Origin of the sequence: Rhodosalinus sp. K401 (genome assembly GCF_041365735.1) — a bacterium.
Classification (GTDB): Bacteria; Pseudomonadota; Alphaproteobacteria; order Rhodobacterales; family Rhodobacteraceae; genus Rhodosalinus.
This window is the reverse complement of the sequence record NZ_JBGFSI010000008.1, coordinates 26,935-40,080: the sequence shown is the minus strand read 5'-3', so window position 1 is coordinate 40,080 and position 13,146 is coordinate 26,935. Positions and strand designations below refer to the sequence as shown.

Below are 13,146 nucleotides of genomic sequence, written 5' to 3'. Positions count from 1 at the left end.
CGTGGGCGCTATCCCGGCCCGCATGCGAAAGCTCAGGATAGAACGGCTCGGGCGGCTTGGCGACGGGCTCGGGGGTGGGCTCGTCGTGCCGGGCGCCCTGCCCGGTGAACTCGTCGAGGGAGACGAGGCGGACGGCGCGCTTGCCGGTCCGCGTATCCTGGAGCCTTCTCCGGATCGGGTGACGCCGCCCTGCCCGCATGCCCGCCGTTGCGGGGGCTGTCAGCTTCAGCACGCCAGCGACGCGCTTGTCGCCCGCTGGAAGGGCGATACCGTGCGCGAGGCCCTCGCGCGCCACGGGCTGGAGGCCAGGATCGCCTCGGTGGAAACCTCTCCGCCCGTCTCCCGGCGGCGCGCGGCCTTCTCGGCCACGCGAAGGAAGAAGGGGGCGCTTGCCGGATTCCACGCGAAACGCTCGGACGAGATCGTCGCCGTGCCCGACTGCCGGGTGGTGCATCCCGATCTGCTGCCCGCGCTGCCACTGGCCGAGGCCCTCGCCCGGCTGGGCGCGTCGCGCAAGGGCGAGCTCGGCGTCACGGTCACGCGGACCGAGGCCGGTCTCGACGTGGCGGCACGGGGCGGCAAACCGGCCGATGGCCCGATGCGCGCCGCGCTCGCCGATATCGTGCACGCGCATCGCCTCGCCCGGCTCACCTGGGAGGACGAGGTGATCGCGATGGCGCGGCCGCCGGTTCTGCGGATGGGCCGCGCCCGTGTCGTCCCGCCGCCCGGCGCCTTCCTGCAGGCGACCGCGGACGGCGAGGCCGCGCTTCTCGCCGCGGTCCGGGCGATCCTCGCGCCGGCACGACGGGTCGCCGACCTTTTCGCGGGGTGCGGCACCTTCGCGCTGCCGCTCGCCGAGGGGGCGGAGGTCCACGCGGTCGAGGCCGACGCGGCGATGCTTGCGGCGCTCGACGCCGGCTGGCGGGGCGCCCCGGGGCTGAAGCGCGTGACGACCGAGCCGCGCGACCTGTTCCGCGACCCGCTTCTCGGGCCCGAGCTGGGGGAATTCGACGGCGTGGTGATCGATCCGCCGCGGGCGGGTGCCGCCGCGCAGATGGCCGAGCTCGCCGCCGCGCGGGTTGCGCGCGTCGCCCACCTGTCGTGCAACCCGGCCACCTTCGCGCGCGACGCGGCCACGCTCGTCGCGGCGGGCTACCGCATGGGCCCGGTGAGGGTCGTGGACCAGTTCCGCTGGTCCTCGCATGTGGAGCTTGTGGCCGGATTCGAGGCGCCCCATATCGGGCGCGGCGGATAGGAGGGGCGGATGGCGTTTCGGCAAAGGCTGGCGGACTGGCTCGCGCAACCCTGGGTTTCGAACACGGTGATCGGGGTCATCGTGCTCAACGCCGTCGTCCTGGGCCTCGAGACCTCGGACACGGCGATGGCGGCGGCGGGGTCCTGGCTCATCGCCGTCGACAGGCTGTGCCTTGCGGTCTTCACGGTCGAGATCGGGCTGAAGCTTATCGCCCATGGCGGGCGCTTCTTCCGCAGCGGCTGGAACGTGTTCGACTTCACGATCGTCGGCATCGCGCTCGTGCCCGCCGGCGAGGGCCTGTCGGTGCTGCGGGCGCTGCGGATCCTGCGGGTGCTGCGCGTGATTTCCGTTGCGCCCCGCCTGCGCCGCGTGGTCGAGGGCTTCGTGCGCGCGATCCCCGGCATGGGCAGCGTGTTCCTGCTGATGGCGCTCGTCTTCTACATCGGCTCGGTGATGGCGACGAAGCTTTTCGGCGACGCCTTCCCGCAGTGGTTCGGCACGCTGGGCGACTCCGCCTATTCGCTGTTCCAGATCATGACGCTCGAAAGCTGGTCCATGGGCATCGTGCGCCCGGTGATGGATGTCTATCCCCAGGCCTGGGCGTTCTTCGTGCCCTTCATCTTGGTGACGACCTTCGCGGTGGTGAACCTGCTGGTCGGCCTGATCGTGAACTCGATGCAGGACGCGCACCACGAGGAGGAGGGCGTGCGCACCGACGCCTACCGCGACGAGGTGCTCGACCGGCTGCGCCGCATAGAGGAGCGGCTTTCCGACGACGATCGGCAGTGAAAACGAAGACGCGGTGAGAAAATCGCTACGCCGCGGGCCCTGTTCGGGTTTATAACCGTGCCAACGACAACCCGGATCCGGGGACAGTGATGGCAGGCTTTCTTCGCGTCTTTCTTATGCTGGCGCTGGCGCTCGGGCTTTCGGGCTGCGCCGGCAAGTTCCGAACCTATGACGGGCCGGAAGTGACCCGCATCCTCGTCTTCAAGGAGGAGCGGCGGATGTATCTCATGCATCACGACACGGTGCTGCGGGATTTCGACATCGGGCTCGGATTCGAGCCGGTGGGCCATAAGCAGCGCAGGGGCGACGGCCGCACGCCCGAGGGCGATTACTTCATCGACCGGCGCAACCCCAACAGCCAGTTCCACCTCTCGATCGGGATCTCCTATCCCGAGCCGCACGAGCAGATGGCCGCGTCGGAGGCGGGCGTCGATCCCGGCGGCGATATCTTCATTCACGGGCGGCCGCCGGAATACCGGGACGGCACCCGGGACTGGACGGCGGGATGCATCGCCGTGACCGACCGTGAGATGGAGGATATCTACGCGATGGTGAAGAACGGCACCCGGATCAGCATCTATCCGCGCAAGCCCGTGCCGGTGACGATGTCCGCCATGTCCGGACCGGTTGCCGCCCCGCTGTAAGCTGCCTCAGCTTTGCGGAAACTCCCCGGCGCTCCCGCCGCCCATCACGAGGGTCCACCAGATCTTGCCGCCCGGTTCCTGGAACCAGGCGAAGCCCATTTCGCGGGCCCGCGGATCGAGGATGATGTCGCGGGTGTCGGGTTGCTCCATCCAGGCGGCGAGGGTCTGAAGCTCGGTCTCGTACGTCTCCGAGATCGTTTCGCCCAGGAACCGGCCTTCGTATCCGACGCGCCGCACCCGGTCGAGCGGCGACGATCCGTCGGACCCGAAATGCCACGGGCGGTTCTGTACCGACATGTCGCGCGCATGGGTCGCCGCGGCCGCGTTCAGCCTTTCGTCGAAGTCGACCTCGGCGACACCGGCCGCCGCGCGCAGCGCGTTCACCGAATCGAGCATTTCGAACTTGACCCGGGACACCTCGGCATTGCCGATCCGGTAGACTTGCGGCAATGGCTGACCATCCGGGCCAAGCCGGGGCTCGGCGGTGGGAACCGGCGCACATGCGGCGAGCGCCATGAGCAACGCGATGAGCGGGGCGGTGATCCGCGCCATGAAACCTGCCTTCGTCAGCTGTCGGTCTTCATTCGTCTAGCGCGGGAGGATCGGGGATTCAAAGCCGGTTCGGCCGCGATCGGCGCGAACACGCCCGTTTGAATTGCGACTGCGGCAATTCCGACATATGTTACCTGTCGTCGTCGTGAAGCCGATCATCGGAGTTCAACATGGTAAAATCTTTCAAGCCCGGCTTCGATCGCCGCGCCTTTCTGGCCGGTGGCGCCGCGTTACTCGGCGCCGGGCCGGCGCTCGCACAGGACGTGAACAGCGCTGGCACGATCGAGATGGAAGGCGACATTTCCCAAGGCGTGCGTCGCAATATCTCGAGCTTCCGTTCACTCGACTGGCGGCCCTACTTCTCCGACCTCAAGAACGGCGCGATCCTCGTGGACATCACGTCGCGGGCCCTGCACTACTGGTCCGAGGATGCAAGCGTGTACCGTCTTTATCCGACATCGGTGCCGCTGAGCGAGGATCTCACGCGGCGTGGCCGTACCCGCGTGACGTTCAAGGATCCCGAGCCTGACTGGCGGCCGACGCCGTCCATGAAGCAGCGGAACCCGGATTGGCCGGATTACGTTCCGCCCGGCCCCGACAACCCGCTCGGCACCCGGGCGCTGCACCTGTCCTGGACCTATTACCGCATCCACGGCACCCATGACACGCGCAAGATCGGGCGACGATCGTCCAACGGGTGCATCGGACTCTACAACCAGCACATCGAAGAGCTTTACGAATTTTCCAAGGTCGGCACGCAGGTGTTGCTAATTTGACCACATGAAAATCGGCGGTTTCGCGCGTGCTTCGGTAAGGTTTGCAATACCGGCCCAGAATTGCTTAGACGAAGCCACAAGGTCATGCTTGGTGCCTGCCGTGCTCTTGCCGTCGCCGGGCCGTCAGGTTGATATCTGGAGGATAGAATGAAGAAACTTGCTCTCGCTGCTGCCATCACTGCCGCTGCTTCCACCGCCTTCGCCGGCGGCATGGACGAGCCCGTAATGGAAGAAGTCGTCATCGTCGAAGAAACGCAACAGCCCACGGGCGCTGGCGTGGTCATCCCGCTGATCCTGCTGGCGATCGTGGCTGCTGCCGCCGCCTCGAACTGATCTCGCGGCATATCATTGAAAGAAAAGGCGGCGCCGTGGCGCCGCCTTTTCATTTTGCATGACCCGATGCCGAAATCCCGCGACGGAATAACCACGGCGCGGGACCGCGGGGTCAGTCCATCCATCCCTTCAGGTTCTCCTCGATCACCGCCGAAAGTGCGTCGATATGCGCCGGATCGTCGTTGAGGCAGGGGATATAGGTGAACTCCTTTCCCCCAGCCTCTTCGAAACTCTCGTGGATCTCCTCGTTGATCTCTTCCAGCGTTTCGATGCAATCGGCGGAAAACGCAGGTGCGATCACGGCGATCCTTTTCTTGCCTTCTTCGGAGGCGAGGCGCGCCACCTCCTCAACCGTGTAGGGCCGTAGCCACTCCTCCGGCCCGAAGACCGACTGGAAGGTGGTGGTGATCTCGCTGTCCTCCCAGCCGAGCCGCTCCTTCAGAAGGCGCGTCGTCTTCTGGCACTGGCAGTGATAGGGATCGCCCTCCATCAGGTAGCGCTGCGGCATTCCGTGGTAGGAACACACGAGGATGTCGGGGCGCTTCTCGAGGTCGCCGTAGGCGCGTTCGACGGATTGAGCCAACGCCTCGATGTAGAGTGGGTGCTGGAAGTAGGGCTCCACCGTCCGCGAGGTCGGCTGCCATTTCTGCTTCATCAGGGCGCGGAAGAACTGGTCGTTCGCGGTGGCCGACGTGGCGCCCGCGTAATGCGGGTAGAGCGGGAAGAACAGGATGCGTGTGCAGCCGGCCTTGACCATCGCGTCCACCTTGGACTGGGTCGACGGGTTGCCGTAACGCATGCAGAAATCGACCATCACCTGATCGCCGTAGCGGTTCTTCATCTGCTTGGCGAGCGCGGCGGTCTGGTCCTTTGTGATCGTCATCAGCGGGCTTTCGCCCTTTTCTTCGTTCCAGATCGACTTGTAGGCCTCGCCGCTCGAGAAGGGACGTTTCGTCAGGATGATGAGCTGCAAGAGCGGCTGCCATTTCCAGGGCGCGTAATCGATCACCCGCCGGTCGGACAGGAACTCGTTCAGGTAACGCCGCATCGACCAGTAGTCGTAATTGTCGGGCGTCCCGAGATTCGCGATCAGCACGCCGACGCGTTGCGGGGGCAGCTTCGGGTGGTCCGCGGGCGCGTGAACGGGTCTGGTCTCGGCTTTGGCGGCATCCAGCATCGGCGTGTCCCTTGCTCTGCGGTTATCGGGGGGAGATATGGAGAAATCCTGCCGCGTCAATCGCGGAGTTTGGTTTCGGTCGTGCCGAGCGCGTCGGCAAGCCGGGCGTTTGCGCTGCCGGGACGCAGGGGCCGAGGCTGATCGGCGGCGGGCGCCCACCCTGTCAGCACCACCAGTTCGAAGGTCGCGGTGACCCGGCCCTCCGACGTTCCGAAGGCCTCGGAATAGAGTTCCGCCGCGCGCAGGATCACCTTTCGTCCCGTGGGCCGGCGCAGCCGCGCATCGAGCGCGTTGCCCTCCCCCATCGCGCGCAGTTCCCGCATGAGGTGGAGCGCCGAGGGATAGCTGGCCTTCAGGGCGAAACTGTCGGCGACGGGCAACGCGAACCCCGCGCGTTGCAAGAGCGCGCCGAGGTCGCGGATTTCGCCCATGGGCACGACGCGGGGCGACAGGCCGCCCGTCGCCTCGGTTTCGGCCTGGCCGAGGGCCGCGCGCAGTTCGTGAAGCGTCTGCCCGCCGGCAAGAACGGCCAGGAAGAAACCGTCGGGCCGCAGCGCGCGGCGGCACTGGACGAGCTGGCCCACCGGATCGTCGGCCCAATGCAGATCCATGGCGTGGATCACAAGGTCGTGCGCCCCCTCGGCAAGCTCGAGCGTTTCGGCCGGGGCGACGTGACGCGCGCCGGGCGCGATCCCCTGCCAGAGGTCTGGCATCGGGCTTATCACGGCGGGCGCCGTAAACTCCCTGTTAACCATCGCCAGCCGATCCTCGAGATCGGCGCGCGCCGCCTCGTGGAGAAAGGTGACGGGCCGCTTGCGCGCCCGGGCGCGGTTGCGGGACAGCGCCGCGCGATCCGTGATCTTCGTGAGCGTCTCCATGCCGGTCGATAATAGTGTCTGGGCGGGTCGCATTCAAACCGCGCTTCGGCTGGTCTTCCCGCCGCTGTGCCTCGGATGCGGCAACCCGGTCGCGAGCGAGTGGGGCCTTTGCGCGGAGTGCTGGCGCGAGACCACCTTCATCGGCGGCCTCGTGTGCGACGCCTGCGGCGTGCCGCTGCCCGGCGATGATCCGGGGGAACCGGTGCTTTGCGACGGGTGCATGGCGCATCCCCCACCCTGGGCGCAGGGTCGCGCGGCGCTGCTCTACGAGGGCACGGGCCGGCGCCTCGTGCTTGCGCTGAAGCACGGCGACCGGCACGAGATCGTGCGCCCCGCCGCAAGGTGGCTCGCCGCGGCGGCCCGGCCGCTCCTGCGCCCCGGCGCGGTGGTCGCGCCCGTGCCGCTCCATTGGCGGCGCCTCTTCCGCAGGCGGTTCAACCAGTCCGCGCTTCTTGGAAAGGCGGTCGCCTCGGATCTCGGCCTCGTTCACGTGCCCGATCTGCTGCTGCGCGCCCGGCGCACGCCCGTTCTCGACGGGCTGGGCCGCGAGGCGCGTTTCGCCACACTCGAGGATGCGATTCGCATCGCCCCGCGCCACCGCCCGCTGATCGAGGGCCGGCCGGTCCTTCTGGTGGACGACGTGATGACCACCGGCGCGACGCTGAGCGCGGCGGCGCGCGCTTGTCTTGCGTCCGGCGCAAGCGAGATTTGCGTACTCGCGCTGGCGCGCGTCGCCCAACGCCCTTAAGTTTTGACGGATTGCTTGAAACCGAAGGGTCGGCTCCGATGAAGCCAGTGGAAATCTACACCTCGCCGCTTTGCGGGTTCTGCATCGCGGCAAAACGCCTTCTTTCGAAGAAGGGCATCAGCTACGCCGAGATCGATGTCTGGGAAGAGCCCCAGCGCAAGGCCGAGATGATCCAGCGGGCCAATGGAGGGCGCACCGTGCCGCAGATCTTCATCGGCGATACCCATGTCGGCGGCTGCGACGAACTTCTCGCACTTGAACGCGCGGGCAAGCTCGACGCGATGCTGGCGGCCTGATGCGCGCGGCGTTGGTGCAGATGTCCTCCTCCGACGCGCCGGAGGAGAATCTTCGCACCGCGCGCGATTTCCTGCGGCAGGCCGCGGCCGAAGGCGCCGGGTTCGTCCTGACGCCCGAGGTCACGAACTGCGTGTCGACGAGCCGCACGCGGAAGAACGAAGTGCTGAGCTTCGAGGCCGGAGATCCGACGCTCGCGGGCCTGCGCGACGAGGCGGCGCGCGCGGGCGTCTGGCTGTTGATCGGGTCGCTGGCCATCAAGACGGACGATCCGCGGGGCCGGTTCGCGAATCGCTCCTACCTGATCGGGCCGGAGGGCGGAGTCGCGGCGCGCTACGACAAGATCCACATGTTCGACGTCGATGTGAGCGAAACCGAGACCTACCGGGAATCGGACGGGTTCCGCCCGGGGCGCGGGGCCGTGCTGGCCGAAACGCCGTTCGGCCTCGTCGGGCTGACGATCTGTTACGACGTGCGCTTCCCCTATCTCTTCCGGGCGCTCGCGCAGGCCGGGGCCGAGATCCTGACCGTGCCCTCGGCCTTCTCGCCCGTGACGGGGGCGGCGCATTGGGAACCGCTTCTTCGGGCGCGCGCGATCGAGTGCGGCGCCCATGTCCTCGCGCCGGCGCAGTGCGGCACCCACCCGGCCGTGCGCGGCCGGGCGCGGGAAACGCACGGTCACAGCCTGGCCGTGTCGCCCTGGGGCGAGGTGCTGTGCGACGGCGGCGACCGTCCCGGCCTCAGCTTCGTCGAGATCGACCGCGCGGCCGTCGAGAGCGCCCGCGCGCGCGTGCCCTCCCTTTCCCACGACAGGGAGTTCGGCGGACCCTGACATGGACAAGGCGACTCATGCCCTCGCAGTGACGCTTTTCAGCGAGATCCTGACAGCGGACCAGCTGTCGAGGAACAGGCTGAGTCGCGTGCTGCCGCGGGGCATGGAGATCTCGCATTTCTCGGTGCTCAACCACCTCGCGCGCTTCGGAACCGAGCGGAGCCCGGCGCAACTCGCCCGAAGTTTCCACGTGACGCGCGGCGCGATGACCAACACGCTGGGAAAGCTGGAGGCCGCCGGCTACATCCACATCCGTCCGGACTGGGACGATGCGCGGCGCAAGATGGTGACGATCAGCCCTTCGGGGCGGAGCGCGCGCGACGCGGCGCTGGCCGCGATCACGCCCATGATCACCGAGCTCGTGGGCGAACTTGGCGAGGAGAAGGTGCGCGCGGTGCTGCCCATCCTGCGCGAGCTTCGGCTGAAGCTCGAGTCGGAGTGAGCGGGGAAAAATCTTCATCCGAAGATTTTTCAGTGACGTTGCGATGCCGGCCGGAATTTCGTCCGAAAATTTCGGCCTCAGGCCGGACGCAGGCTGGCCGTGACGTAGTTGACGCTCAGGCCACGCGTCGAGATCGACCAGGACCATGTGAGCGGATTGAAGACGAAGCCCTTCCGGTCCACCGGCTGCAGGCCCGCCCCGCGCAGCATCTCGTAAAGCTCGTCGGGCGTGATGAACTTCTTCCAGTCATGCGTGCCCTTCGGCAGCCAGCGCATGACGTATTCCGCGCCCACGATCGCTGCGGCGAAACTTCTCGCGTTGCGGTTGATCGTCGAGCACACCATCAGCCCGCCGGGACGCAGAAGCGCGTGACAGGCGCCGAGAAAGGTGGCCGGGTCTGCGACATGCTCCACCACCTCCATGTTCAGTACGACGTCGAACCGTTCTCCTGCGGCGACGAGATTCTCCGCGGTGTCGTGGCGATAGTCGATCTCGAGACCGGATTGGCGCGCGTGGGCCTCGGCCACGGGGATGTTGCGGGCCGCCGCGTCCACGCCGACAACCTCGGCGCCCAGCCGGGCCATCGGCTCGCACAGGAGGCCGCCGCCGCATCCGATGTCCAGAAGCCGAAGCCCTTCGAAGGGGCGCTCGGCGGACAGGTCGCGGTCGAACTCTCCGGCGATCTGGCCCGTGATGTAATCGAGCCGGCACGGGTTGAGCATGTGCAGCGGCTTGAACTTTCCCTCCGGGTCCCACCATTCGGCGGCCATCGCTTCGAACTTGGCGACCTCGTCGGCATCCACGGTGCTCTGGGCGGGCTGCATGGCGATCTCCCTATGGTCATTCCGGTCCGTCGAACAATATAGTCCGCTCATGGACAAGTTCTCCGGCAACAGTGGCCCGGCGCCGCATCTTTATCCCCCCATCGATCCCTATGACCAGCGGATGATGGAGGTTGGCGACGGCCACAGCATCTACGTCGAGCAATGCGGGGCGCCGAACGGCATCCCGGTGGTGGTTCTGCATGGCGGCCCCGGGGGTGGGTGCAGCCCCGCGATGCGTCGCTACTTCGACCCGGCGCGCTACCGCGTCGTTCTGTTCGACCAGCGCGGCTGCGGCCGGTCGCGCCCCCATGCCAGCGTATCGGCCAACACGACGTGGCATCTCGTGGACGACATCGAACGCATCCGAAAGGCGCTTGGCATCGGAGAGTGGATCGTTTTCGGCGGATCCTGGGGCGCGACGCTGGCGCTGGTCTACGCCCAGAGCCACCCGGAACGCGTGCGCCACCTCGTCCTGCGCGGCGTGTTCCTGATGACCCGGGCCGAGCTCGACTGGTTCTACGGCGGCGGGGCGGGACTGTTCTGGCCGGAGACATGGGCCCGTTTCATCGCGCCGATCCCCGAGGACGAGCGGGACGACATGATCGGTGCCTATCACCGCAGGCTTTTCTGCGGAGATCTCCGGACAGAGACGAAATACGCCCGGGCCTGGACGTCCTGGGAAAACGCGCTCGCCTCTGTCGCCAGCAACGGCGGCGGCGGAGAGGCGCCTGGCGATTACGCCCGCGCCTTCGCGCGGCTGGAGAATCACTATTTCCGCAATGCCGGATTTCTCGATGAGGACGGACAGATCCTGCGGCGTATCGACCGGATCTCGCGGGTGGGCGCGCATATCGTGCAGGGCCGCTACGACATGATCTGCCCGCCACGCCGCGCGTGGGAACTGGCCGAGGCGTGGCCCGCGGCCGACCTGCGCCTGGTGCGCAACGCGGGCCACGCGCTGTCCGAGCCCGGGATCAGCAGCGAGCTGGTCAGGGTGATGGATTCGCTCGCCGCCGAGGAAAGGCCCGCGACGCGCCGTCAGAGCACGTAGCGGCTCAGATCGCTCTGGCGGGTCAGCTCGCCCAGATGCCGTTCGACGAAATCGGCGTCGACGGTGATCCGGTCGCCTGCACGGTCCGGCGCGGTGAAGGAAAGCTCCTCGAAGACACGCTCCATCACGGTGTAGAGCCGCCGCGCGCCGATGTTCTCGACGCTCTGGTTGACCTCGGCGGCGATGCGGGCGAGCGCGGCGATGCCGTCCTCGGTGAACGTCACCTCCACCTGCTCCGTCGCCATGAGCGCGGCATATTGCCGGGTCAGCGCGTTGTCGGTCTCGGTGAGGATGCGCACGAAATCGCCCTCGGTCAGGTCGCGCAGCGTCACCCGGATCGGCAGGCGGCCCTGCAGTTCCGGCAGCAGGTCGGAAGGCTTGGCGATGTGGAAGGCGCCGCTCGCGATGAAGAGGATGTGATCGGTCTTCACCGGGCCATGCTTGGTGGAGACGGTGGTACCCTCGATCAGCGGCAGAAGATCGCGCTGCACGCCCTCGCGGCTCACGTCCGCGCCGCGGGTCTCGGCGCGCGCGCAGACCTTGTCGATTTCGTCGAGGAAGACGATCCCGTTCTCCTCCACCGCCTCGCGGGCGCGGCGGGACACGGTCTCGTCGTCGAGAAGCTTGTCGGCTTCCTCCGACACCAGCACCTCGTAACTTTCGGCCACGGTCATGCGCTTGCGCACGGTCCGCCCCCCGAAGGCCTTGNTTCTCCTCCACCGCCTCGCGGGCGCGGCGGGACACGGTCTCGTCGTCGAGAAGCTTGTCGGCTTCCTCCGACACCAGCACCTCGTAACTTTCGGCCACGGTCATGCGCTTGCGCACGGTCCGCCCCCCGAAGGCCTTGCCGAAGATGTCGCCGAGATTGACGCCCATCTGTGCGCCCGGCTGTCCGGGCATCTCGAAGGCGGGAAAGGGCGAGGCGCTTTCGGCCACGTCCAGCTCGATCTCGGTGTCGTCGAGCTCTCCGTCGCGGAGCTTGCGGCGGAACATCTCGCGAGTGCCCTCGCGGGCGTTCTCGCCGGCGAGCGTGTCGATCACCCGGTCCTCGGCGGCGGCGTGGGCGGTGGCCTTGACCTCCTCGCGCATGTGCTCGCGCGTCATGGCGATGGCCGCGTCCATCAGGTCCCGGACGATCTGCTCCACGTCGCGGCCGACATACCCCACCTCGGTGAACTTCGTGGCTTCCACCTTGACGAAGGGCGCGCGGGCCAGCCGCGCCAGCCGGCGGCTGATCTCGGTCTTGCCGACGCCGGTGGGCCCGATCATGAGGATGTTCTTGGGATAGACCTCTTCCCGAAGGTCGGGGCCGAGCTGGCGGCGACGCCAGCGGTTGCGCAGCGCCACGGAGACCGCGCGCTTGGCCTCCGCCTGGCCGATGATGAAGCGGTCCAGTTCCGAGACGATTTCACGGGGGGTCAGGTCGGTCATGGCAGGGTCCGTCTTTGCTCGCGGCGGTCGGCGCGCGGCGGCGCGCACCGGCGGGGGGTCCGAAACCCGTCACGCCGCGATGATTTCCACGGTCAGGTTTCCGTTCGTGTAGACGCAGATGTCGGCCGCGATCGCCATGGCATGGCGGGCGACGGTTTCGGCGTCCATGTCCGTTTCCATGAGCCCCCGGGCGGCGGCCAGGGCATAGTTCCCGCCCGAGCCGATGGCCGCGACATCGTGTTCCGGCTCGAGCACGTCGCCCGCGCCCGTCACGACAAACATCTGCGACCCGTCCGAGACGATCAGCATCGCCTCGAGCTTCTGAAGATACTTGTCTGTCCGCCAGTCCTTGGCGAGCTCGACGCAGGCCCGCTGAAGCTGTCCGGGGGTCGCCTCGAGCTTGGATTCGAGTCGCTCCAGCAGGGTGAAGGCGTCCGCGGTGGAGCCGGCGAAACCCGCGACCACCTCGCGCCCGCCCGGGGAGAGGCGGCGCACCTTTCGCGCGCTGCCCTTGATCACGGTGTCGCCGAGGCTCACCTGCCCGTCGCCCGCGACCACGACACGGCCGCCGCGGCGCACCGCGAGGATCGTCGTGCCATGCCAGCCCGGTCCGTCACTCATGAAGTCTCCTTCCGGTCGTCCGCCCGGCGCCGCGGCCTGCCGGCGCTGTCGCGCGCGGCCGGCCGGAAAGCAAAGGGGCGCCGCGCGGGCGCCCCGGCCTGCCGGTCATCGGGGTCGGTTCAGATCGAGTCCTCGATCCAGCTTTGCAGGGCCGCCTTCGGCGCGGCGCCCGCGCGGTTGGAAATCACCTGCCCGTCCTTGAAGATGAACAGCGCGGGGATGCCGCGCACGCCCATCGAGGCGGCGGTGTTCGGGTTCTGGTCCACGTCCACCTTGGCGACCTTGATCTTGCCGGACATCTCTTGGGCAAGTTCCTCCAGCGCCGGGCCGATCTGCTTGCACGGGCCGCACCACTCGGCCCAGAAATCCACCACCACGGGGATATCGGACTGTTTCACCTCGGAGTCGAAGGTGTCGTCGGTCACTGCAACGGTTGCCATCAGGTTCGCCTCCTCGCGGCTTTCATGTGAGCCGCGAAAGTATGTAGGCCACGGCACAC

At 67.7% G+C, this 13,146-nt stretch carries 16 protein-coding genes and 2 pseudogenes; 10 read left to right on the top strand and 8 right to left on the bottom strand.

The genetic code is table 11. The features are described 5' to 3' along the window. Positions 1-22 precede the first annotated feature (22 nt). The 3 genes from AB6A66_RS10590 (at position 23) to AB6A66_RS10580 (ending at position 2,688) form a co-directional block, all read left to right on the top strand. The gene (locus AB6A66_RS10590; RefSeq protein WP_371055964.1) at positions 23-1,255 is read left to right on the top strand and encodes a class I SAM-dependent RNA methyltransferase; all 1,233 of its coding nucleotides are present in this window, start codon (positions 23-25) and stop codon (positions 1,253-1,255) included. Between the two features lie 9 nt (positions 1,256-1,264). Next, positions 1,265-2,044, top strand: coding sequence for an ion transporter (locus AB6A66_RS10585; protein WP_371055856.1), 780 nt, complete (start codon positions 1,265-1,267; stop codon positions 2,042-2,044). Positions 2,045-2,133: 89 nt separating this feature from the next. Next, positions 2,134-2,688, top strand: a complete 555-nt coding sequence (locus AB6A66_RS10580; protein WP_371055855.1) for a murein L,D-transpeptidase family protein — start codon at positions 2,134-2,136, stop codon at positions 2,686-2,688. Between the two features lie 6 nt (positions 2,689-2,694). Here the strand turns inward: AB6A66_RS10580 and AB6A66_RS10575 are convergent, their stop codons facing one another. Further along, complete coding sequence (locus AB6A66_RS10575; protein WP_371055854.1) at positions 2,695-3,240, bottom strand: CAP domain-containing protein; 546 nt, start codon at positions 3,238-3,240, stop codon at positions 2,695-2,697. A 170-nt stretch (positions 3,241-3,410) separates the two neighbouring features. Here AB6A66_RS10575 and AB6A66_RS10570 point away from each other — a divergent pair, with 170 nt between their 5' ends. Next, positions 3,411-4,016: a L,D-transpeptidase gene (locus AB6A66_RS10570; RefSeq protein ID WP_371055853.1), complete on the top strand. Its 606-nt coding sequence runs from the start codon at positions 3,411-3,413 to the stop codon at positions 4,014-4,016. 147 nt (positions 4,017-4,163) lie between these two features. Beyond that, positions 4,164-4,349 carry a hypothetical protein gene (locus AB6A66_RS10565; RefSeq protein WP_371038821.1) on the top strand — a complete coding sequence of 62 codons (186 nt, stop codon included), beginning with the start codon at positions 4,164-4,166 and terminating at the stop codon, positions 4,347-4,349. 112 nt (positions 4,350-4,461) lie between these two features. Here AB6A66_RS10565 and hemH read toward each other — a convergent pair whose 3' ends face one another. Further along, positions 4,462-5,526 (bottom strand): ferrochelatase, encoded by a 1,065-nt coding sequence (gene hemH / locus AB6A66_RS10560; RefSeq protein ID WP_371055852.1) that lies wholly within the window; start codon positions 5,524-5,526, stop codon positions 4,462-4,464. Between the two features lie 56 nt (positions 5,527-5,582). Continuing rightward, positions 5,583-6,404, bottom strand: coding sequence for a class I SAM-dependent methyltransferase (locus AB6A66_RS10555; protein ID WP_371055851.1), 822 nt, complete (start codon positions 6,402-6,404; stop codon positions 5,583-5,585). On the opposite strand from AB6A66_RS10555, the gene AB6A66_RS10550 reads away from it, so the two are divergent. The 4 genes from AB6A66_RS10550 to AB6A66_RS10535 are packed head-to-tail and all read left to right on the top strand — an operon-like array spanning position 6,403 to position 8,720. Next, positions 6,403-7,152, top strand: coding sequence for a double zinc ribbon domain-containing protein (locus AB6A66_RS10550; protein ID WP_371055963.1), 750 nt, complete (start codon positions 6,403-6,405; stop codon positions 7,150-7,152). The genes AB6A66_RS10555 and AB6A66_RS10550 overlap by 2 nt on opposite strands. 38 nt (positions 7,153-7,190) lie before the next feature. Next, positions 7,191-7,448, top strand: coding sequence for a glutaredoxin 3 (gene grxC, locus AB6A66_RS10545; protein WP_371038818.1), 258 nt, complete (start codon positions 7,191-7,193; stop codon positions 7,446-7,448). Then, complete coding sequence (locus AB6A66_RS10540; RefSeq protein ID WP_371055850.1) at positions 7,448-8,278, top strand: carbon-nitrogen hydrolase family protein; 831 nt, start codon at positions 7,448-7,450, stop codon at positions 8,276-8,278. Before grxC ends, AB6A66_RS10540 begins: the two co-directional genes overlap by 1 nt. Position 8,279: 1 nt before the next feature. Then, positions 8,280-8,720, top strand: coding sequence for a MarR family winged helix-turn-helix transcriptional regulator (locus AB6A66_RS10535; RefSeq protein WP_371038816.1), 441 nt, complete (start codon positions 8,280-8,282; stop codon positions 8,718-8,720). Between the two features lie 77 nt (positions 8,721-8,797). Here the strand turns inward: AB6A66_RS10535 and ubiG are convergent, their stop codons facing one another. Next, positions 8,798-9,544 (bottom strand): bifunctional 2-polyprenyl-6-hydroxyphenol methylase/3-demethylubiquinol 3-O-methyltransferase UbiG, encoded by a 747-nt coding sequence (gene ubiG, locus AB6A66_RS10530; RefSeq protein ID WP_371055849.1) that lies wholly within the window; start codon positions 9,542-9,544, stop codon positions 8,798-8,800. A gap of 49 nt (positions 9,545-9,593) precedes the next feature. On the opposite strand from ubiG, the gene pip reads away from it, so the two are divergent. Further along, positions 9,594-10,595 carry a prolyl aminopeptidase gene (gene pip / locus AB6A66_RS10525; RefSeq protein WP_371055848.1) on the top strand — a complete coding sequence of 334 codons (1,002 nt, stop codon included), beginning with the start codon at positions 9,594-9,596 and terminating at the stop codon, positions 10,593-10,595. Here the strand turns inward: pip and AB6A66_RS10520 are convergent. The 4 genes and pseudogenes from AB6A66_RS10520 to trxA all read right to left on the bottom strand — a co-directional run. Then, a pseudogene (locus tag AB6A66_RS10520) lies at positions 10,583-11,272 on the bottom strand (AAA family ATPase); the annotation flags it as partial. The gene pip and the pseudogene AB6A66_RS10520 overlap by 13 nt on opposite strands. Before the next feature lie 54 nt (positions 11,273-11,326). After that, positions 11,327-12,026 (bottom strand): annotated as a pseudogene (locus tag AB6A66_RS10515) (AAA family ATPase); the annotation flags it as partial. Between the two features lie 69 nt (positions 12,027-12,095). Further along, positions 12,096-12,647: an ATP-dependent protease subunit HslV gene (gene hslV / locus AB6A66_RS10510; RefSeq protein ID WP_371055847.1), complete on the bottom strand. Its 552-nt coding sequence runs from the start codon at positions 12,645-12,647 to the stop codon at positions 12,096-12,098. 119 nt (positions 12,648-12,766) lie between these two features. Beyond that, on the bottom strand, positions 12,767-13,144 hold the full coding sequence (trxA, locus tag AB6A66_RS10505; protein WP_371038813.1) for a thioredoxin: 378 nt from the start codon (positions 13,142-13,144) through the stop codon (positions 12,767-12,769). Positions 13,145-13,146: the final 2 nt, after the last annotated feature.